The organism is Streptomyces sp. P9-2 (assembly GCF_051903975.1).
GTDB lineage: Bacteria > Actinomycetota > Actinomycetes > Streptomycetales > Streptomycetaceae > Streptomyces > Streptomyces cellulosae.
Genome location: NZ_CP192633.1, coordinates 2,272,053 through 2,292,328 on the forward strand (window position 1 = coordinate 2,272,053; position 20,276 = coordinate 2,292,328).

The 20,276-nt window shown below is 74.8% G+C and carries 13 protein-coding genes; 2 read left to right on the forward strand and 11 right to left on the reverse strand.

Annotated elements, in window-relative coordinates; all coding sequences use genetic code 11:
- Positions 1-467: 467 nt before the first annotated feature.
- The 4 genes from ACQY0Z_RS10595 to ACQY0Z_RS10610 all read right to left on the reverse strand — a co-directional run bounded on the left by ACQY0Z_RS10595 (position 468) and on the right by ACQY0Z_RS10610 (position 6,198).
- Positions 468-2,144, reverse strand: coding sequence for a glycosyltransferase (locus tag ACQY0Z_RS10595; protein WP_439812157.1), 1,677 nt, complete (start codon positions 2,142-2,144; stop codon positions 468-470).
- Positions 2,144-4,339 carry a CDP-glycerol glycerophosphotransferase family protein gene (locus tag ACQY0Z_RS10600; protein WP_439812158.1) on the reverse strand — a complete coding sequence of 732 codons (2,196 nt, stop codon included), beginning with the start codon at positions 4,337-4,339 and terminating at the stop codon, positions 2,144-2,146. Before ACQY0Z_RS10600 ends, ACQY0Z_RS10595 begins: the two co-directional genes overlap by 1 nt.
- A gap of 148 nt (positions 4,340-4,487) precedes the next feature.
- The gene (locus ACQY0Z_RS10605) at positions 4,488-5,276 is read right to left on the reverse strand and encodes an ABC transporter ATP-binding protein (protein WP_254588539.1); all 789 of its coding nucleotides are present in this window, start codon (positions 5,274-5,276) and stop codon (positions 4,488-4,490) included.
- The gene (locus tag ACQY0Z_RS10610) at positions 5,269-6,198 is read right to left on the reverse strand and encodes an ABC transporter permease (protein ID WP_439812159.1); all 930 of its coding nucleotides are present in this window, start codon (positions 6,196-6,198) and stop codon (positions 5,269-5,271) included. The genes ACQY0Z_RS10605 and ACQY0Z_RS10610 overlap by 8 nt, the downstream gene beginning before the upstream one ends.
- A 148-nt stretch (positions 6,199-6,346) precedes the next feature.
- Here ACQY0Z_RS10610 and ACQY0Z_RS10615 point away from each other — a divergent pair, with 148 nt between their 5' ends.
- Positions 6,347-6,982, forward strand: coding sequence for a TetR/AcrR family transcriptional regulator (locus ACQY0Z_RS10615; protein ID WP_189905652.1), 636 nt, complete (start codon positions 6,347-6,349; stop codon positions 6,980-6,982).
- Between the two features lie 714 nt (positions 6,983-7,696).
- Here ACQY0Z_RS10615 and ACQY0Z_RS10620 read toward each other — a convergent pair.
- Positions 7,697-9,319 carry a glycosyltransferase family 2 protein gene (locus ACQY0Z_RS10620; RefSeq protein ID WP_439812160.1) on the reverse strand — a complete coding sequence of 541 codons (1,623 nt, stop codon included), beginning with the start codon at positions 9,317-9,319 and terminating at the stop codon, positions 7,697-7,699.
- Between the two features lie 85 nt (positions 9,320-9,404).
- Positions 9,405-9,899 carry a transcriptional regulator, SarA/Rot family gene (locus ACQY0Z_RS10625; protein ID WP_189905648.1) on the reverse strand — a complete coding sequence of 165 codons (495 nt, stop codon included), beginning with the start codon at positions 9,897-9,899 and terminating at the stop codon, positions 9,405-9,407.
- 126 nt (positions 9,900-10,025) lie between these two features.
- On the opposite strand from ACQY0Z_RS10625, the gene ACQY0Z_RS10630 reads away from it, so the two are divergent.
- A complete protein-coding gene (locus ACQY0Z_RS10630; RefSeq protein WP_189905646.1) occupies positions 10,026-10,439 on the forward strand; it encodes an organic hydroperoxide resistance protein in 414 nt (137 codons plus the stop codon).
- On the opposite strand, the gene ACQY0Z_RS10635 is transcribed toward ACQY0Z_RS10630, so the two are convergent.
- The 5 genes from ACQY0Z_RS10635 to ACQY0Z_RS10655 form a co-directional block, all read right to left on the reverse strand.
- Positions 10,388-12,007 carry a hypothetical protein gene (locus ACQY0Z_RS10635; RefSeq protein WP_439812161.1) on the reverse strand — a complete coding sequence of 540 codons (1,620 nt, stop codon included), beginning with the start codon at positions 12,005-12,007 and terminating at the stop codon, positions 10,388-10,390. The two genes, ACQY0Z_RS10630 and ACQY0Z_RS10635, sit on opposite strands and share 52 nt — an antisense overlap.
- 96 nt (positions 12,008-12,103) lie before the next feature.
- Entirely contained in the window at positions 12,104-13,369 is a 1,266-nt protein-coding gene (locus ACQY0Z_RS10640; RefSeq protein ID WP_381727210.1) for a hypothetical protein, read from the reverse strand.
- Positions 13,366-15,582: a bifunctional glycosyltransferase/CDP-glycerol:glycerophosphate glycerophosphotransferase gene (locus ACQY0Z_RS10645; protein WP_439812162.1), complete on the reverse strand. Its 2,217-nt coding sequence runs from the start codon at positions 15,580-15,582 to the stop codon at positions 13,366-13,368. Before ACQY0Z_RS10645 ends, ACQY0Z_RS10640 begins: the two co-directional genes overlap by 4 nt.
- Before the next feature lies 1 nt (position 15,583).
- On the reverse strand, positions 15,584-17,794 hold the full coding sequence (locus tag ACQY0Z_RS10650) for a bifunctional glycosyltransferase/CDP-glycerol:glycerophosphate glycerophosphotransferase (RefSeq protein WP_439812163.1): 2,211 nt from the start codon (positions 17,792-17,794) through the stop codon (positions 15,584-15,586).
- A 172-nt stretch (positions 17,795-17,966) separates the two neighbouring features.
- The gene (locus ACQY0Z_RS10655) at positions 17,967-20,207 is read right to left on the reverse strand and encodes a bifunctional glycosyltransferase/CDP-glycerol:glycerophosphate glycerophosphotransferase (RefSeq protein WP_439812164.1); all 2,241 of its coding nucleotides are present in this window, start codon (positions 20,205-20,207) and stop codon (positions 17,967-17,969) included.
- Positions 20,208-20,276 lie beyond the last annotated feature (69 nt).

A 20,276-nucleotide genomic window follows, 5' to 3' on the forward strand; every position in this document is an offset into this window, starting at 1 on the left:
CTGTGGCGTCCCGGGGGACGTGAGGCCGGCGCAGGGCACCCGTCGCCAGCCGTACGGCCCGGTGCCCGCCGGGGCGCACGGTGCGGGCGGTTGGCGGGAGGAGGGCCCGGGGGAGTCGGCTGTGGCCTTCCGGGGCGTTGGCTTCCCGGCTGGACGGTGGCCCGGAGGGGTGCGGCTCCGGGGCACTGGGTCCGTACCGGTCGGCGCAGGGTGCCGGTCACCGGGTTGAACGGTCCGGTACGGCCGGCCGGGGTGTCCGGGGGCGTGGATCTCCGGTTGGACGGTGACCTGGTGCGGTGGCGGAGCGATGGGGGCGCGGGGGCGGTCAGCGCGGGGCGTCCGTGCCACCCGTGGCGGCCCCGTGCGGCCGGGGTGCACGGTGTGGGCGGCCGGCGGGCGGAAGGGGGGCTGCCCACGCCTCGGTCGCCCACGAGTGACTCACCGTGCCGCGGTAGGGACGCCGGCCGTCAGCGCAGCGCGCCTGCCACCAGCTGCACCGCCCGTCGCAGGCGCGGGTGGGTCAGGCGGGTCGCGAGGGGGCGGAGGGCTGCTGGGGCGCCGGTCGGTTGCCAGTGGATTTGCAGGCGGCCCGGGTTGTGGCCTTCCGGTTCGATCGTGACCTGGTGCGGGGCCGTGCCGGAGCGGTACGGGACGCGGGCCGTCAGGGGCGGGAAGTCCAGGGGGGCCAGCAGCAGCGCCTGGTTGCTCTGGCCGCCTGTGGTGAGGCGGAGCAGGGGGTGCCGGATTCCTGCGAAGCCGGCCAGCGGCAGGCGCGCCCCCGCCAGATCCAGCCGTACCGTGCCCTCGAACACGCCGGGCCGCACCGGGTCCAGGCGGAACGGCACGGTGAGGCGGCGCCGGCCCGGGGAGATCACCAGGCTCGCGCGCTGCGGGCCGACGGGAAGCCGAAGCGCCGGGTCGTAGGTCCGCACGGTGAGGTCCAGGCGGGCGCCGCCGCCGGGGACGCGGGCGATGTCCGTGATCTCGTGCCGGAACAGCGCGCCGGGGAACGGGCGGGTGTCCGGCTCCAGCTCCGTCAGGTCCAGCTCGCGGCGGGCGGCCACGCTGTCCGGTACCCGGTCGCCCCAGTAGACCCGGCCGTCCGCGTCGGCGGTCAGCCGCCTCGGGGCGACCCCGTACCCGAGCCCCCGCGCCGCGAGCGCGGCCTCCGGCAGGCGGCGGTCCCGGACCAGTTGCAGCACCACCCGCTCCGCGCGCGGCAGCCGCGCGTACGCGCCCGGGGACAGCGTCTCCAGGTACGGGTTCACCTCGTCGGCGAAGGCGGACATCCACTCCTCGTCGCGGTACGGCAGGTCGCCCGCGTACATCCGGAAGTCGTGCTTCAGGAACTTGTGGTCCTTGTCCTCGCGCAGCCCCTCGTGCCCGCTCTCCGCCAGGAACGCGTCGATCAGCCGCTGCACATGGATCCGGTCGCGGACGTTGCCGATCAGGTGCCGCTGGTTCGATATGGACGCGGCGTCGGAGCGGACGTAGGGGGCTATGTACCAGAGGTAGACCGGCTCGGGGACGATCGTGAACCGCTCCGCCAGGCAGTAGGCCTGCGCCGAGAACAACTGGTCCTCGTAGTGGATGCCCTCCGGGAAGCGCAGCGCGTGCCGGTCGAGGAAGGCGCGGGCGTACATCTTGCTGGTCGCCAGGTGCTCGAAGAACAGCCGCGGGTCGTCCTCGATGCCGTCCAGGGTGCGGCGCTCGCCCACCAGGTGCGGCATCCAGGTGGAGCGGCGCCCGGTGTCCACGCGGATCCGCCGCACCGCGCCCATCGCGAAGTCGATCTCCCGCTCCCGGTGCGCGGCCAGCAGCGCGGCGACCGCCCCCTCGGGCAGTTCGTCGTCGCTGTCGAGGAACATCAGGTACGGCGCCCGGGCGATCTCGACGGCGCGGTTGCGGGGCGCGCTGCACCCGCCGCTGTTCTCCGGCAGCCGCAGGTACCGCACGCGCGCGTCGGCGGCCGCCAGCTCCCGCGCCACCCTCGGGGTGTCGTCCGTGGAGTGGTCGTCGCTGATGACGATCTCCAGGTCGCGGTGGGTCTGGCGGCACACGGACCGCACGGCGCGGGGCAGCCGTCCGGCGTCGTTGTGCACGATCACCGTGACGGTGACGTCGGGGAGCCGGGACGTGGACATCACGCGGTCACCTCCTGGGGAGCCGGCGCCGGGGTGCGCTCCTCCGGCGGCAGCACCGGCGGCAGGGACGCCTCGTCCTCGCCGAGGAACACCCGCCGCACGACCCGCTCGGCGGCGCGGCCGTCGTCGAACTCGCAGAACCGGCGGCGGAACGCGGCCCGCGCCTTCGCCGCGCCCTCGTCGTGCCAGGCGTCGCCGGCGAGGATCTCGGTGAGGTCGTCCTGGGTGCGCGCGACCGGCCCCGGCGCCTCGGCCATCAGGTCGAAGTACACCCCGCGCGTGGTGCGGTACGTCTCCCAGTCGTCGGCGTGGATCACGATCGGGCGGTCCAGGTTGGCGTAGTCGAACATGATCGACGAGTAGTCCGTGACCAGCGCGTCGGCGGCCAGGCACAGCTCCTCGACCGGGTCGTACGACGACACGTCGATCACGCGGCCCGAGCGGCGCAGGCCGGCCAGCGGGGTGAGGCCGGAGTCGTAGAAGTAGTGGGCGCGCACCAGCAGGACGGTGTCCTCGCCGAGCCGGTCGGCGAGCGCGGCCAGGTCCAGGCGCGGGGTGAAGCCGGCCTCGTAGTCGCGGTGGGTGGGCGCGTAGAGGACGGCCCGGCGGCCGGGGGCGATGCCGAGCCGCTCGCGGACCGCGCGCACCTCGTCGGCGCCCGCCGTGCAGTACACGTCGTTGCGCGGATAGCCGTGGTCGAGGGAGACGTACCGGGACGGGTAGGCACGCTCCCACATGCGGGTGGTGTGGCTGTTGGCGGAGACGCTGTAGTCCCACTTGTCGACGCGCTCCAGCAGGGCGTCGAAGTCCAGGCCCTGCGCGGCGGCCGGGTACGCCATCTGGTCGAGGCCCATGCGCTTCAGCGGGGTGCCGTGGTGGGTCTGCACATGCACCGCGTCGGGGCGTTTGACCACCGCGTTCGGGAAGTTGACGTTGTTGACGAGGTACTTCGCCGTGGCGAGCGTCTCCCAGTAGCGGCGGGTGCCGGGGACCACGTGGTCGGTGCCGGGCGGCAGCAGGGCCGCGTTGCGCGCGGTCACCACCCACACCGGGTGGATGTGCGGGGCCAGCTCGGCGAGCTTCGCGGCGATCGCGGCCGGGTTGCAGGCGACACCGCGGTTCCAGTAGGCGGAGAACACCGCGAGGTGCGGGTCGACCGGACGGCGCAGCGCCGCGCGGTACTGGTGGTCGCGGATCAGGGCGCCCGCCTGCCGCCGTCCCGCGCGCACCGTGGAGCGCACGGCGCGGCGGGCGTGGTTGGCGGCCTGGAAGGCGCGGTAGCGGGTGTAGGCGCCCTCCTCCAGCAGCGCGCGCCGCACACCCTCCGGGCCGCCGGGCCGGCGGTACCCCTCGGGGCGGCGGCGTACGGCGGCGGATCCGGCCCGCAGGAAGAACTCCCGCGCGGCCGGCTCGGGCACGGCGCCGCGGGCGAAGGTGCGCAGACAGTCGCGGACCATGATCTCGTAGAGCACGGTGTAGACCGCGGGCCGGTCCTGGGCGAGGTCGAGCAGGGCCTCGTAGCGGTCGACCGCGGCGAGGTACTGCTCGGGGGTGACGGGCGGGAGGCTCGCGGGGCGCAGCCGCCGGTCCTCGTAGGCGATGTGCGGCAGACAGGAGACGCGGCCGGCGAGCAGCAGGGCGGCGAGGGCGGCGCGGGGCTCGTCGTCGGTGGTGAGGTGCTCCTCGTGCGCCCGCCAGAAGTCGGCGCGCAGCACGCGGGTGCCGAGCAGCGGGGTGAGACGCAGCAGGTAGGCGCTGTCGGCGAGGGCCGGCTCGGTGCGTCCGGCGCGGGCGAGGAGGGGGCCGTCGGCCGAGGGGAGGGCGGCGCTGCGCCAGGTGCTGCGCAGATGGTCCAGGAGGAGGACGTCGACGGTGTCGGGCAGCTCGGCGGTGCGTTCGGCGACGGTGCGGGGGCTGCCGGGCGGGAGGGCGTCCTTGGCGCGGACGAAGTGCAGCCAGCGTCCGGTGGCGCGCGCGGCCCCCGCCGCTCTCGCCGCCGCGTCGGAGGTGCCGTCGGGCAGCGGGACCACCTGGAGCCGCTGGGCGTGCCGCCCGGCCGTCTCACGGGCCCAGTCGCCGACGGCGGCGACGACGACCTCCACGTCCGGCAGCGGGTGGGCGACGAGCGAGTCGAGCAGGCCGGTCAGGTGGTCCTGCGTGTTCGGCCCGTGGACGATGACGCTGAGCTGGGGCATCACGGGGCTCCTTCGGCTGCTCGGCGGCGCGGACGGTCCCGTCGGTCGTTACCCGTCGGTCGCTATCCAGACATAGTGACACCGATGGGGCGAATCGGTCGGCGCGAAATTCGCCCGAACAGCGGTGTCCGCGTCCGCGCCAAAGCTGCTAGCGGGCTCCCGTGAACTTCTCGTACTCGCGGAGCACCTCGTCCGTCGGCCCGTCCATGCGCAGCTCGCCGCGCTCCAGCCACAGCACCCGGTCGCAGGTGTCGCGGATGGACTTGTTGTTGTGGCTGACGAGGAACACCGTTCCCGCGTGCTTGCGCAGCTCCCGGATGCGGGCCTCCGAGCGCTTCTGGAAGGAGCGGTCGCCGGTCGCGAGGGCCTCGTCGACGAGGAGCACGTCGTGGTCCTTGGCGGCGGCGATGGAGAAGCGCAGGCGGGCGGCCATGCCGGAGGAGTAGGTGCGCATCGGCAGGGTGATGAAGTCGCCCTTCTCGTTGATCCCGGAGAAGTCGACGATGTCCTGGTAGCGCGCCCTCACCTCCTCGCGGGACATGCCCATCGCGAGCCCGCCGAGCATCACGTTGCGCTCGCCGGTGAGGTCGGCCATCAGGGCCGCGTTGACGCCGAGCAGGGACGGCTGGCCGTCGGTGTAGATGCTGCCGTTCTCCACCGGGAGCAGTCCCGCGACGGCCTTCAGCAGCGTGGACTTGCCGGAGCCGTTGGTGCCGATCAGGCCGATCGCCTCGCCGCGGTACGCCACGAAGGACACGTTTCGCACGGCGTGCACCCGGCGCACGCCGGACGCCCTCTCGGTCTCCTTGCGGCGGAGCATGCGGTTCAGCGCGGCGGTCGCGGTGCCGCGTCCTGCGCCGGTGCCGTTGACCCGGTAGACCACGTCGACGCCGTCGGCGACGACCGTCGGCCTCCTGTCCTGGGGGGTGTCAGCCACGGCCGTACCTCTCCTCTGCCTTCCAGAAGTAGACGAAGCCGACCACGCCGGCCAGCACCGCCCAGCCGAGCGCGAACGCCCAGATGTGCGGGGGGAGGTACGACGAGTCGTACTGGTCGATCAGCGCGAACCGCACGAGGTCCATGTAGATGGCGGCCGGGTTCCACTGCAGGACGTCCGCCAGCCAGGCGGGGACGTTCTTGTCCTCGAGCATCGCGGGGATGGAGAACATCACGCCGGACGCGTACATCCAGGTCCGCAGCACGAACGGCATGAGCTGCGCCAGGTCGGGGGTCTTGCTGCCCATCCGCGCGAAGATCAGCGCGAGGCCGGTGTTGAACACGAACTGCAGCGCCAGCGCGGGGACGATCAGCAGCCAGGACGCGTCCGGGTAGCTCTTGAATCCGATCATGACGACGACCAGGACGATCATCGAGAACAGCAGCTGCTGGAGCTGCTGGAGCGCGAAGGAGATCGGCAGGGAGGCGCGCGGGAAGTGCAGCGCCCTGACCAGTCCCAGGTTGCCCGAGATCGCCCGCACGCCGGCGAGCACCGAGCTCTGCGTGAACGTGAAGACGAACACGCCCGTCACGAGGAACGGCACGTAGACGTCGCTGGGTATGCCCTTACGGGCGCCCAGCAGCAGGCCGAAGATGAAGAAGTACACGGCCGCGTTCAGCAGCGGGGTCGCCACCTGCCACAGCTGGCCCAGCTTCGCCTTGCTGTACTGCGCCGTCAGCTTGGCCTGCGAGAACGCGAGGATGAAGTGGCGCCGCCCCCACAGCTGGCGGACGTACGCGCCGAGGGACGGGCGGGCGCCGCTGACCGTGAGGCCGTGCCGGGCGGCGAGGGCCGCGAGGTCGGTCCCGGGCGGTTCCGGACGCGCCGACGCGGCGGGCGGTGTGTCGACTGCCTGACTCACATCCGCTGCTTTCGCTAGGAGGGGGTGGGGCGACGGCTGCCACGGTTCTGACGGTTCTTACGTCGGAACGGGACCGTATCGTCGTGTCGACGAGCGTAGGTCGAATGCACGTCGGAACGCAACCGTATCGTCGCTACGGGAGCGGCCTATGCTGGAGCGCATGACGAACGCCGACGCGCCCGAGCCACGTCCGCGCCGCCGGGCCCCCGCCGGGGCCGCCGTCCTGCGCGAGGACGTCACCGAGGCCATCCGGACGGCCGTCTTCGAGGAGCTCGCCGCCGTCGGCTACGCCCGGATGTCGATCGAGGGCATCGCGCGCCGGGCCGGCGTCGGCAAGACCGCGGTGTACCGGCGCTGGCGCTCCAAGCTGCACGTCGTCCTCGACGTGGTCTCCGCCCTCGCCGTCCAGGGCCTGCCCGCCCCCGACACCGGCTCCCTGGAGACCGACCTGCGCCTGCTCTACGAGGTCAGCTCCCGCGCCCTGCGCCATCCCGTCGCCTCGCAGATCCTCCCCGACCTCCAGGCCGAGGCCGCCCGCAACCCGGAGATCGCCGAGGCCGTGCAGAAGGCCCTGCGGGAGGGCCAGGACGGGGTCGCCAAGGGCATCGTCACGGCGGCCCAGCAGCGGGGCGAGATCGCCGCGGGCGTGGACCACGGGCTGGCCCTGGACCTGATCTCCGGCCCGCTCTACTGGCGCTCGGTGGTGATCCGCAGCCCAAAGCTGCCGAAGGGGTACCTGGAGGGCTTGTCCCGCGCGACGGCGGCGGCGCTGAAGGCGCTGTGAGTCCGGCTCGCGCCGGGGCGGTTGTCGGCGCGGGCGTCCGGCCGGTGCCTGGGTCGCGCCCTGAGCCCCGGCCGGGACTCGCCGGGCGGCGCGCCTCCCTCGGTGGCGTAGGGGCGGATGAGGGCCGGGCCGTGCCTGGCGGCCGAGGACGGCCAGGGGCACGGCAGGGGGGGCGGTGCGGGCCCGCGTCAGGGCAGCCGTAGGTGAGTCCGTGCGGCAGCCGGCCTGCGCCCCGCGTGTCAGCCGCATCCGCTGGGCGGCTGCTTGGGGTGGGGAGGCCGGCGGGGGTGCGGTTCTGGCGGCCGCCGTGGTCGGCGTCCGGTAGGCAGTGGGCTTGCGCCCGGGGGCCTGTCGCGGGCCGCGGGGCGCCTGTCGATGGGAGAGGGGAGGCGGTGCGGGCCCGCGTCAGGGCAGCCGTAGGTGAGTCCGTGCGGCAGCCGGCCTGCGCCCCGCGTGTCAGCCGCATCCGCTGGGCGGCTGCTTGGGGTGGGGAAGTCGGCGGGGGTGCGGTCCTGGCGGCCGCCGTGGTCGGCGTCCGGTAGGCAGTGGGCTTGCGCCCGGGCGCCTGTGGCGGGCCGCGGGGCGCCTGCCGATGGGAGAGTGGAGGCGGTGCGGGCCCGCGTCAGGCAGCCGTCGGCCCGGCGGGCTTCCTGTGCGCCGTCGGCATCCGCAGGTCGGTGCGCCTCCGGGGACGGGCGGAGGCTCCGTCTCGCGTCACGGCCACCACCTCCGCAGCCGCCCCGCCAGCACCCTCCCCGCCCCCTGCGCCCCCGCCGCCACCCGCAGCGCCAGCGCGCCTCCATGCGTGGCGTAGGGGCGGACCAGGATCACGCCGTGGCGAGTGCTCGCGACCGCCCGGGGGCGGAGAAGGCCCGGGTCCGTCAGGGCGTGGGCCGAGACCGTGCGGACCGCTCCGTCTTGGAAGCGCAGCCTCACCCGTAGGTCCCAGGCGCCCCCGGCGAGCGTCGCCAGGCGGTCCAGGGGGACGGTCGTGACCGCGGTCCAGGTGTCGTCGGCGGACGGGCGGAGCGGGACCGTGCGGCGCAGGGTCAGGCCCGCGCGGTCGCGGTGGCGCCATTCGACCTCCGCGTCCACCGGGCCGGCCCGGCCGACCGTGCCGTACAGCTCGTGGAGGCGCAGTCGGAGCAGGCGGGTGCGGGCGCGCAGCTCGGCGTCCACGGCGAGCGGCAGCAGGCGGACCGGGCGTTCGGGGAGGGTCTCCAGGGTGACCTCGGGCAGCTCCGGCGACCAGCAGGGCGTGCCGTCGGGCGTCCGGGCGTACGGCGGGCACAGCCTCGCCGGGCGGGCGGCCAGTTCGCGCAGGCGGGGCAGGTCGCGCGGCTCGGGGGAGGCGAGCAGCACCCGCGCGAGCAGCATCCCGGGGGCGGCCGGGTCGCCGGAGCGGTCGGCGGCGTCGTACTCGGCGAGGTGCTCGCGGGTGTGCGCCCACCAGGCGCGGCGGTAGGTCTCGTCGCGCAGCGGCAGCTCACGGGCGTACATGCGCAGGTCGTGGTCGAGGAACTTGGCGCGGGCGGCACGCGCGAGCCCCTTCTCGCCCGCGTCCAGCAGGATCGTGTGGGCGGTGCGGCAGGCGTGGGTGCGGGCGCGCCAGTTGCCGATGTCCGCGCGGTCCAGCGAGATGGACAGCCGGCGCGCGGCGCGGCGTACGTGCCAGACGTAGACCCGGTCCGGGATCAGGGCGACGCGCGGGGCGGCGGCCCACAGCCGCGCGGTGAACACCATGTCCTCGTAGGGGAAGCGGCCGTCCGGGAAGCGGATGCCGTGCGCGCGGAGGAAGTCCGTCGCGTACAGCTTGTTCACGCTGAGGGTGTCGCGGACCAGCCGCGGGTGGTCGGCCGGGCGGGCGAGGACGGCGGGGGAGGCGTACAGGGCGGGCTCCCACGGCACCTCACGGCCCGACGGCAGTTCGCGGCGTACGCACAGACCGCCCGTGACCTGCGCGTCCGTCTCCCGCGCGGCGGCGAGGAGCGCGTCGACGGCGCCCGGCGGCAGTACGTCGTCGCTGTCCAGGAACATCACGTACGGGGCGGCCGCCGCGTCGAGCCCGGTGTTGCGCGGGGTTCCGCAGCCGCCGCTGTTGACCGGCAGCCGGACCACCCGCAATCGTGCCTCGGCGGCGGCCAGCCGCTCCAGCAGTTCGGCGCTGCCGTCCGTGGAGCAGTCGTCCACGGCGACGACCTCCCGCACGGCGGGCCCCTGGCCGAGCGCGGAACGCACCGCGTCCGCCACGAGGGCGGCGTCGTCGTGGCCTATGACGACGACCGAGACGGCGCCGGCGTCGGCGTCCGTGTCGGCGGGGGACGGGTCGGGGTGCATGACATCCTCGAGGCGCGCGGCGGAGGTTCACCCCACGCTCGCCCGGCGCGTGCCGTCCCGCACCCCGGGGTGGTCCCGGCGGGCGTCACGCGCCTTCCGCGGCCGTCTTGTCCAGGGCGGCGGTGAGGTCGGCGAGGGTGGCGCTCAGTGCCCGCATCTCCTCGGCCCGCATCCCGGTCGCGGCGGCGATCCGGCGCGGCACCCGCACGGCCTGCTCGCGCAGCGCGGCCCCCTCCTCGGTGAGCCGCACCTCGACGGACCGCTCGTCACGCGCGCTGCGCTCCCGGTGCACCAGACCGGCCGCCTCCAGCCGCTTGAGCAGCGGGGACAGCGTGCCGGAGTCCAGGCGCAGGCGCTCACCCAGCCGCTTCACCGGCACCGTGCCGTCCTCCCACAGCACCAGCATGACCAGGTACTGCGGATAGGTGAGGCCGAGATCCTTCAGCACCACCCGGTAGACGCCGTTGAAGGCGCGGACGGCGGAGTTGAGGCTGAAGCAGATCTGCTGGTCGAGACGGAGCCAGTCGTCCGTGACGGCCGGCGCGTCCGTCGCCGGGGAGGGGCTGGGTGTCGCTGTCATGCGTCCAGGGTAGCGCTGCGCGAGCCATTTGGTTGTGTCCAATTAAATTGTGTGCTCTACTTGAGCTCACGGAGGCCGGGTCCCCAGGAACCGGCCGGTCACCCGCCGAAGACGAAAGGTGTCCCCATGGACGCGCTCTACACCGCAGTCGCCACCGCCACCCACGGTCGTGAGGGCCGCGCCGTCACCTCCGACGGCAAGCTGGACGTCGGCCTGAGCGCCCCGAAGGAGCTGGGCGGCGACGGCAAGGGCACCAACCCCGAGCAGCTCTTCGCCGCCGGTTACGCGGCCTGCTTCGGCAGCGCCCTCGGCGTCGTCGGCCGCGCCGCGAAGGTGGACGTCAGCGAGGCAGCCGTGACCGCCGAGGTCGGCATCGGCAAGCAGGGCGAGGGCTTCGGCCTCGCCGTGACGCTCCGCGTCGAGCTGCCCGACGGCCTCGACGAGGAGACCGGCCGCAAGCTGGTCGAGCAGGCCCACCAGGTCTGCCCCTACTCCAACGCCACCCGCGGCAACATCGACGTCGAGATCGTCGTCGAGTAGTCCCGCGGGGCCGCCCCGACCCGCGCCAGCACCTCTCCGGTGCGCCGGCTCCAGGCCACCACCACGGCCTCCTCGGGCACCCGCTGGTACTTGGTGAGGAGCAGCCAGCGCACCTGGTAGCGGCGGACCACCGTGTCCCGCAGGGCGCGGGTCGAGGAGGGGTCCAGGTACGCGCGCACATCGGCCAGCCGCCGCAGCCGCTCCCGTTCGTCCAGCGAGGCGTCCGGCCAGGCGGGTGCGGCCAGGTCGGGCCCGTACCCGGCGATCGCGTGGACGGCGTAGTAGCCGTCGGTGATCACCACCTCCCCGGGCGCGATGTGCCGTGCGGCCCAGTCGTACGACGGCCAGTCCGGGGGCTGCCGGAAGCCGACCGGGTCCGCCGCGGGCGGCACCAGCGCCCCCGCGTGCACGGTCAGCAGCCCGGCGACGGCCCCCGCCGCCGCGGCCCCGCCCAGCAGCCGGCGCCAGACCGGCCACGGGCGGGGCGCCGCCAGTTCCACCGCCAGGGCGAGCTGCAGCGGCACCAGCGTCAGCCCGAGCGCGCGCCCGTAGGTGTAGTGGCCGCTCACCCAGCCGTACGCCACGACCGCGCAGTCCAGGGCGAACATCAGCACCAGAGGGTCCCGCCATGAGCGCCGGGCCCGCAGCCACAGGGCCGGAAGCCCCAGCAGCGCCAGCCCGAACTGCCCGGCCAAATCCAGGTACAGCCGCCGGTGCATCGCGTCCACGCTGGAGTCCCCGGCCAGCGCGAACACGTCGAAGTACGGCCAGCAGGCCGCCGTCAGCAGCGCCGCCGCGCCGGTCAGCGCCCAGCGCCCGGCCAGCGCCGCCGACCACCGCCGCTGCCACCCGGCGACCAGCGCCAGCGCCCCGATCACCGCCGCGACCGCGGTGATCGGGTGCACCAGCAGGATCAGCCCGTACAGCAGGCCGAGGCCCGCGTACCCGGACAGCGGACGCAGACCGCCCGGACCCAGATAACGCACACCCCCCGTGTCCCTGGCCCGGGCACCGGTCAGCGCCCACGCCCAGAAGGCCAGCCCGATCGCGAACGCCGACGGGTAGGGCAGATTGCCCGTCATCGACATCAGGTTGAGGTAGCCGCTCCACCAGGCGCGCTCCACACCCCACAGCAGCGCCACCGCGGCCAGCGCCAGCACCGGCGCCCAGGGGCGCGGGGTCAGCACCCGCACGAAGCGGCCCAGCCCGGTGAGCAGCACCAGCAGGTTCAGCGGCCCGGTCAGCCGCAGCACCTCCCAGCCGCCCAGCCCGGTCAGCCGGGCGAACACGCCCTGCGCCACGGCGTACGGCGAGTAGTACGGACTGCCCGCCCCGGGCAGGTCCGCCATCGGGTGCCGGGGGTTCAGCAGATCGGCCTTCAGGCGCTCCACCACCGCCGCGTGCTGGCCCGCGTCGCAGCACAGCGGCACCCGCCAGAACGCCAGGGACATCACCAGGAAGAACAGGAAGCCGGCGCACAGGTACGGCGACGGCCGCCAGGACCCGCCGCCGCGCAGCGCCGTGGCGCCGTCCACGGTGCGGCGCCGGACGAGGACGCCGGCGCTCATCGGACGCGAAGAGAAAGGAGCATTCGAGGCATTTGCCCACTGTTCCCGTGTATGGCTCACCTTTGACCGGGCGTCACCGCTTCGGGTGACGCCCGGTCAGCCCACCGGTTCCACCGGCGCGCCCTGCGCGGGCACCGCCGCCCGCCGCAGCACCGGCTCCAGCAGCAGCGGCACCCCCAGCACCGGCAGCAGCCAGGCCAGCGTGATCAGCCGGTCGCCCCAGATGTTGATGTCCGGGTGGCCCGCCTGGTTCAGGAACCCCGTGCAGGCCGCCGCGGCCAGGAACACCCCGAACGCCGGCCGCCGCCGCGCCCCCAGCGCGCCCGCCGCGAGCGCCGCCACGAAGAACGGCTCCCACAGCTGCCGCCGCGCCCACTCCATCCAGAAGTTCCCCTGGAGCTGGAAGAACTCCGCCCACGGCCGCTCCCGGTCCGGCCGGGCGAAGTGGTCCGTGAGCAGGTCCTGCACGCTCTCCGACACCGACGGGTAGTCCAGCAGCCGGGACACCAGCACCGTGCCCAGCACCCCCGCGCACCCCACCGCGGCGAGCGCGACGGGACCGCGCCCCGCCGGCATCCCCCGCCACCGCCGCCGTACCGCGACCGCCACGCCCGCCGCCGCCAGACACGCCCCGAGGAACAGCGCCTGCGAGTGCTTCACCGTGAACAGCGCGAACAGCGCGCCGCCCACCAGCGCCAGCCCCGCCCGGGGTCTCGTCCCGCCCAGCACCAGGGCGCAGCCCCACAGCGCGGCCAGGGTGAGCGCCAGCATCAGACCCTCGGTCATCGGGCGCATCGCCGTCGTCCCGCACGGCAGGACCAGGTACAGCGCCATCCCGGTGAGCGCCAGCGGCACCGGGGCCGCCAGCGTGCGCAGCACCAGATACGCGAGCACCCCGCCCGCGCAGGTGATCAGCACGCCCGCCGTCCACACGCCCCACGTCACCCCGAGCAGCGCCACGAACGGCGCCAGGACCAGCGGATAGCCGGGCCGCACCTCGAAGATCCGCATGAACCGCTCCGGCATGAACGGCACCGTGTGCCCGGCGGTGTCCCCGGCCGCGAGACGCGCCTCCACCTGCCGCCACTCCTGCTCCCGGCACTCCTCGAACACCCGGGGCGCGGGGTCGGGGGCGTGGAAGCGCACCACGTCCACGAGCTGCGCGCGGTGCGCCGTCGACGCCTTGCCGGAGCAGTAGTGGTCGATGGTGGCGGCCGCCGCCTCCCGCTTGTCCGCGCCCGTCAGACTCAGCGCGTACGACACGTAGTTCTTGCTGTCGGGGGTGTCGCGGCCCTCCACGGTGGCCAGCTGCATCAGCGCGAACAGCGCGGCCAGCAGCAGCACCCAGGTGCGCGGCCTCACGACGGGGTCAGCAGGTCGCGGCCGGCGGTCTGCGCGGGCACCAGGCCCGGATCGCCCGAGGGCTCCGGCAGCGGCTCGCCCAGCATCACGGTCCGCACCACCCGCTCGGCGGCCCGGCCGTCGTCGTACTCGCAGAACCGCTCCCGGAACGCCGCCCGCAGCCGCGCCGACTCCTCGTCCTCCCAGGTGCCCGACGCGAACAGCCACGCCAGCTCCCGGTAGGAGCGCGTCACATGGCCCGGCGCCTCGGCCGTGACGTCCAGGTACGCGCCCCGGCTCGCGCGGAAGGCGTCCCAGTCGTCGGCGTGCACCACGACCGGCCGGTCCAGCAGGGCGTAGTCGAACATCACGGACGAGTAGTCGGTGACCAGGACGTCCGCCGTGAGCAGCACGTCCTGCACCTCCGGCTCGTCGGTGGCGTCCACCAGCACGCCCCGCCGGTGCAGCTCCGACAGGCCGAGTCCGCGGGCCGGTCCGTCGGCGAGCGTGGGGTGCAGTCGGACCACCAGGGTGCGGCCCTCGCCCAGGTCGGCGGCGAACCGGGCCAGGTCGATCCGCTCCACCAGACCGTCCCTGCGGTAGTCGCGGCGGGTCGGCGCGTACAGCACGACCGTGTCGCCCTCCGGGATGCCGAGCCGCTCCCGGGTCGCGCGGGCCCGCTCCTCGTCGCCGCGCACCAGCACGTCGTTGCGCGGGGAGCCCGACCGCAGCGAGGTGAAGTGACAGGGGAAGGCCCGCTCCCACACCAGCTCGGAGTGGCGGTTGGCGACCAGGCCGTAATCCCAGCGGTCGGCCCGGCGCAGCATCTGCGGCACGTCGAAGTGCAGCCGCGCGCCGGGCTTCCCCAGCAGATCGGCGCCCGCGTACTTCAGCGGGGTGCCGTGGTGGGTGTGGACGTGCACGCTGCCCGGCCGTTTCACCAGCGTGCCCGCCCAGTTGACGTTGTTGACGAAGTACGTGGCCCGCCCGGTCACCCGGCGGTACTCCGGCGTGTCCGGCAGCACGTACGGGGTGCCCGGCGGCAGGGTCGCCGCCCGCTCCTCGTCGGCGACCACCCACACGCCCCGGATGTGCGGGGCGAGTTCGCGCGCCGCGCGGTAAATGGCCGCCGGGTCGCCGAGCATCCCGCGGTGCGAGAACGCCGAGTACACGGCGAGGTGCGGGTCCAGCGGGCGGCGCGGCAGCGACCGGGCGCGCACCGCCTTCGCGGCCGTCACCGCGCGGACCTGCTGGGCCCGCCGCTGGAGTTCGCGGCCGGTGCGCGTGGCCCTGCGGCGCAGCACGTACCCGGCGTAGGAGCCCAACAGGACCCGCAGTTCGGCGGGGACCCGGGCGCCCGGCGGGCGGTGGGCGTGGAACATCTCGGCGGTACGGCGGAAGAACTCGGCCCGGTCCGACGGCGGCAGCCGGTCCGGCTTGGACAGGATGTCGAGACAGTGCTCGCCCATCTTGGCGTGCAGGAACGGCCGCCAGTGCGCGAGCGCCGGACGGGCGTCCACGAACCGGAACACCCGCGCGTACTGCTCGTGCACGTCGAAGTGCTTGCGGCTGGTCGTGGACAGGATGTTCCCCTGGCGGCGCTGCCGGTAGTACAGGCAGATCCGGTCCAGGGTGGCGATGCGCTCGGCGCTGAGCAGCACCGGGAAGGTCCAGGGCGTGTCCTCGTAGTAGCCGGGCGGGAAGGTGAAGCCCTCCCGCTCGACGAAGTCGCGGCGGTAGACCTTGTTCCACACCACCATCAGCAGGTCGAGGACCTCCGGCCGTTCGGCGGCCGTGAAGGTGCTTCCGGCGGCCTCGGACAGGACGTGGGCGAGGACGTTGCGGCGGGTGCCGCCCCACCAGTAGGTGCGGGCGTAGTCGAAGACCAGCACGTCCGGGTCGCCGGTCTCGTCGAGCCGGTCCGCGAGCGCCCGCAGCGCGCCCGGGGTGAGGGTGTCGTCGCTGTCCAGGAAGAGCAGGTAGTCGCCGGTCGCGTGCGGCATGCCGGCGTTGCGGGCCCGGCCGAGGCCCACGTTCTCCTCCAGGTGCAGCACCCGCACCCGCTCGTCGCGGTCCGCGTAGTCGTCGAGGATCGCGCCGCAGCCGTCGGGGGAGCGGTCGTCGACGGCGATCAGTTCGAGGTCGCGGTACGACTGCCCGAGCACCGAGTCGAGGCAGGCGTGCAGATAGCCCTGCACGGCGTGGACGGGGACGATGACGCTGAAGCGGGGCACGTCAGCTCCTCACCAGGGTGGCGGCCGCGGGGGCGGGGACACGCTCCGCGAGCGGGATCACGGGCGGCAGGGCCTCGGGCGGCTCGCCGAGCAGCACCCGGCGCACCACCCGCTCGGCGGCCCGGCCGTCGTCGAACGGGCAGAACCGCTCCCGGAACGCCGCCCGCAGCGCCGTCGCCTCCTCGTCCGCGTACGAGCCGTCGCGGAACACCCGCGCCAGCTCCTCGGGCGTCCGCGCGACCCGGCCCGGCGGGGCGGCCATCAGGTCGAAGCAGACGCCCCGCGTCTCCCGGTACACCTCCCAGTCGTCCGCGTACACCACGATCGGGCGGTCCAGGTTGGCGTAGTCGAACATGATCGACGAGTAGTCCGTGACCAGGGCGTCCGCCGCCAGGCACACGTCCTCCGAGGACCGGTGCGCGGATACATCGATGACTCGGCCGACCCGGCCGCTGCGTTCGCGCCCGCCCCGGTCGTAGAAGTAGTGCGCGCGCAGCAGCACCACCACGTCCTCGCCGGCCGCCTCGCAGAACGCCTCCAGGTCGAGCCCCGGCTCGAACCCGGTGTGGTGGTCGCGGTGCGTCGGCGCGTACAGCACGGCCCGCGCGCCCTCCGGGACGCCCAGTTCGGCGCGGACCCGGGCCACGTCGTCGGCGCCGGCCGTCACGTACACGTCGTTGCGCGGGTAGCCGTACTCCAGCTGCTCGTACGAGCCGGGGAAGGCGCGCTCCCAGACGCGGGTGGAGTGCGGGTTGGAGGACAGGTTGTAGTCCCAGCGGTCCACGCGTCCCAGCAGCTTGGTGAAGCTGCCGGTCGCGGCCGCCACGACGGGATAGACCGACTGGTCCACGCCCATGGTCTTCAGCGGGGTGCCGTGCTGGGTCTGGAGGTGCACGCTGCCGGGGCGTTTGACCACGCCCTCCGCGAAGTTGGCGTTGTTCACCAGATACGTGGCGCGGGCCAGCAGCTCCCAGGCGCGGTGGCTGCCGAGCACCGCGTACTCCACGCCGTCGGGCACGGTGTGCGCCTGGTCGGCCTCCACCAGGAACACGCCCCGGATGTGCGGGGCGAGTTCACGGGCCTTGGCGTGGATCGCGGCCGGGTTGCAGGCGTAGCCCCGGCCCCAGTACGCGCAGTACACCGCGAGGTTCGGATCGAGCGGGCGGCGCAGCTGGAGGCCGTAGTGCAGCCGGGTGCGCAGTCCGCGCGGGCGGGGCAGCGCGGCCGCCGCCCGCCCGGCCGCGCGCCGGGTGCCGCGCAGCGCGGCGAACGCCTCGTACGACCCGGACGCCAGCAGCCGGTGCTGCACGCCCAGGCTGCCGCCCGGCGGCCGGAACCCGGCGGGCCGGTGCCCGCGGTACAGGGCGCTCGCCCGGCGGAAGAACTCCCGCCGCCCGGACGGCAGCCGGCGGGGGTGCGCGGCGGTCTTCAGCACGGCCGCGAAGAGCTGCTCGAACAGCGGCCCCGACCGCTCCGACGGCAGACCGAGACCCGCGGCCTCGTCCAGCACCCGCTCCGTCTGGTCCAGCAGGTCGTGGTGGTGCGCCCCCGGCAGCCGCAGCCGGTCGCCCTGGCGGCGCGCCCGGTGCCGCACCAGCACCCGGCGCGACACCGCCACCCGCTCCGCGCGCAGCAGTGCCCGTCCGCACCAGCCGACGTCGGTGAACCAGCCGGGCGGGAAAGCCAGTTCGTGCTCGACGACGAAGGCGCGCCGCCAGGCCGCGCTCCACGCGGGCAGCCGCACACCCGTGAGGTGCGGGGCGCGGGCGGGGGCGAAGGCGCCTCCCGGGGCGTGCTCCAGCAACGGCGTGACGGGGCGCGTGACCTCGCCCTCCCACCAGGGGACCCGCTCGTGCTCGCAGGGCAGCACGTCCACCGGGCCGGTCTCCGCCAGCCGCGCGTCCAGCGCCGCCAGCGCGCCCGGCACCAGCACGTCGTCCCCGTCGAGGAACAGCAGATAGGTCCCGGTCGCCGCCCGCACGCCCGCGTTGCGCGCACCCGCCAGCCCCTCGGACGGCGGCGCGTGGACGGGCGTCACCCGGGAGTCCCGCTCGGCGTGCCCGGCGGCGACACCGGCCGCCGGTGACCCGGCCGCGTCGCAGACCGGGATCAGCTCGAAGTCTCCGAACGACTGGGCGAGGACCGAGTCCAGCGCCTGGCCCAGCCGGCCTGCGACCCCATGGGACGGGACGATGATGCTGAAGCGGGGCATTCTGCTCTTTCCGTTGACGAGGGCGTGACGGCGGCCGCTCAGCGGGCGGGCCGCCGCCCGGGCCGCCCCGTCGGACGCCGCGCGGGCGGCCGGGCCGGGGCGGGCCGTGACGAGCCGGGGGACATGCGTTCTCCCAGTGGGGGCAACGACGGGCGGACGGATTGAGTGACGGTCAGAAGACCGCCGGCTGCGGCGGCAGCGACACCACGGGCGTCTCCGGGGCGCTCGCGGCGGCCGGCACCGGGCGGCGCCGCCCCGGCGGGACGGACAGCGGCTCGGCGAACTCCCCGAGCAGCACCGTGCGCACCACCCGCTCGGCGGCGCGCCCGTCGTCGTGCGGGCAGAAGCGGTCCCGGAACGCCGCCCGAAGCCGGGCCGCGCGCGGCCCGCACCAGCGGCCCCCGGCGAAGATCTCGATCAGCTCGTCCTCGCTGTCCGCGACCGCGCCCGGCGGGAAGGTCCACGGGTCGACGTAGAGGCCGCGCGCCGCCGCGTACGCCTCCCGGTCCTCGGCGTGCAGCACGATCGGGCGGTCCAGGCCCGCGTAGTCGCACATCAGCGGGGAGAAGTCGGTGACCAGGGCGTCCGAGGCCAGACACAGCGTCATCAGGTCCGGGTGGGCGCTCACGTCCACCACCCGGTCGGAGGCCGCCTCCCGGGGCTCGCCGTCGGGGCGCGGGGCGCGGGACAGGATCACGAAGCGGGGCCCGAGCCGGCGCACCACGCGTTCCAGGCCGAGCGTGCGCACCGGGGTGCGGCGGTAGTCGCGGGGCGCGGGCGCGTACAGGATCGCCACCGCGCCCGCCGGGACGCCCAGACAGTCCCGCAGCACGGCCACGTCCGCCGGGGTCGCCGTGTGGAACCGGTCGGTGCGCGGCCTGCCGTACTCCAGCGTCCGGTAGCGGCCGGGCAGCACCCGCTCGTACGTCAGCGTCGAGTGGCGGTCGCCGGTGACGACGTGGTCCCACTGGTCGACGCCCTCGAGCAGCCGCGCGAAGTCCGTGTCCCGGGCCGCCGCCGGCCGGTCCTGGAGGTCGAGGCCCGCGTACGCCAGCGGAGTGCCGGGCGGCGTGTGCACCAGGATCTGCCCCTTGCGCTTGACCAGGCCGGGCACGAGCGTGCGGTCGGTCACCAGGTACGCGCTGCGGGCCAGCGCGGTCAGATGGGCGGCGGTGCCGGGCACCAGGCGGCGGGTGGCGGTGGGCAGGGTGTGGTGCAGCTCGGGGCGGGTCGCCCAGGCGGTGCGGACGTGCGGCGCGTGGTCGCGGACCGCGGACTCCAGGGCGGCCGGGTCGCCGCCGTAGCCGCCGTCGTCCTCGACGGTGAACAGCGCGCGGCGGGTGTCCAGCGGGAGCAGCCGCTGGACGCGGTAGTGGGCGCCCAGCAGGACGCGGCGCAGCCCCCGCAGCGCACGGCGGCGCAGCCGGCCCGCGCGGCGGCCCAGGGCGGCGGCCAGGCGCAGGGTGCGGTAGGTGCGGTGCAGCCCGAACCGGACCAGCGCGTGCCGCACCCGGGCGCGGGCGGGGACGGGCGCGCCGGGCGTGCGGTGGCGCCGGTACTGGTCGCGGGCCCGGCGCAGGAACGCGGCCCGCGAGCCGCGCGGCAGCCGGTCGGGGCGGGTGTAGACGGTGAGCAGGTGGTCGACCATGCGGCGGAACAGCACCGGCCGCCAGCGCTCCAGGCCGGGGTGCGCGTCGAGGTGCGCGAAGACCCGGTCGTACTGGCCGAACACCTCGAAGTGCCGCTCGCTGGTGGTGTGCAGGATGCCGCCGGCCCGCCGCTGCCGGTAGTGCACGCACACCCGGTCCAGGGTGGCGATCGTCCCCGCCGTCATCAGCACCGGGTACGTCCACGGGGTGTCCTCGTAGTAGCCGGGCGGGAAGGTGAAGCCCTCCCGCTCGACGAACTCCCGCCGGTACGCCTTGTTCCAGGCCACCGCGAGCAGGCCGAGCAGCCCGGGTCGGTCGGCGAGGGTGAAGGGCGCCGGGCCGTGCTCGGCGAGCCGGTCGGCGACCTGGTTGCGCACGGCCTCGCCGGTCCAGTAGGCGCGGGCGTAGTCGTAGACCAGGACGTCCGGGTCGCCGGTCTCCTTCAGCCGGTCGGCGACGGCGAGCAGCGCGTCCGGGGTGAGGGTGTCGTCGCCGTCCAGGAACACCAGGTAGTCGCCGGTCGCGCGGGCCATGCCCGCGTTGCGGGCCGGGCCCAGGCCGACGTTGGCCGGCAGGTGAACCGGCCGCACCCGCGGGTCGCGGGCCGCGAACTCGTCGATCACCGCTCCGCAGGCGTCGGGCGAGCAGTCGTCCACGGCGATCAGTTCGAGATCCGGGTACGACTGGGTCAGCACCGACTCCAGGCACTCGCGCAGATACGCCTGAACCTGGTACGCGGGGACAATGACACTGAACCTGGGCAAGGGGCATCCAACGGTCGGTGCGGGCGTTCTGCCCGGCAACGCCCGTTGGCCCGCCTTGGTTACGCAAGC

Excerpts from the sequence above, each read along its gene's own strand:
- ACQY0Z_RS10650 (WP_439812163.1), bottom strand. The coding sequence starts at position 17,794 with ATGCCCCGCTTCAGCATCATCGTCCCGTCCCATGGGGTCGCAGGCCGG.
- ACQY0Z_RS10635 (WP_439812161.1), bottom strand. The coding sequence starts at position 12,007 with ATGAGCGCCGGCGTCCTCGTCCGGCGCCGCACCGTGGACGGCGCCACG.
- ACQY0Z_RS10600 (WP_439812158.1), bottom strand. The coding sequence starts at position 4,339 with ATGCCCCAGCTCAGCGTCATCGTCCACGGGCCGAACACGCAGGACCAC.
- ACQY0Z_RS10620 (WP_439812160.1), bottom strand. The coding sequence starts at position 9,319 with ATGCACCCCGACCCGTCCCCCGCCGACACGGACGCCGACGCCGGCGCC.
- ACQY0Z_RS10615 (WP_189905652.1), top strand. The coding sequence starts at position 6,347 with ATGCTGGAGCGCATGACGAACGCCGACGCGCCCGAGCCACGTCCGCGC.
- ACQY0Z_RS10630 (WP_189905646.1), top strand. The coding sequence starts at position 10,026 with ATGGACGCGCTCTACACCGCAGTCGCCACCGCCACCCACGGTCGTGAG.
- ACQY0Z_RS10625 (WP_189905648.1), bottom strand. The coding sequence starts at position 9,899 with ATGACAGCGACACCCAGCCCCTCCCCGGCGACGGACGCGCCGGCCGTC.
- ACQY0Z_RS10595 (WP_439812157.1), bottom strand. The coding sequence starts at position 2,144 with ATGTCCACGTCCCGGCTCCCCGACGTCACCGTCACGGTGATCGTGCAC.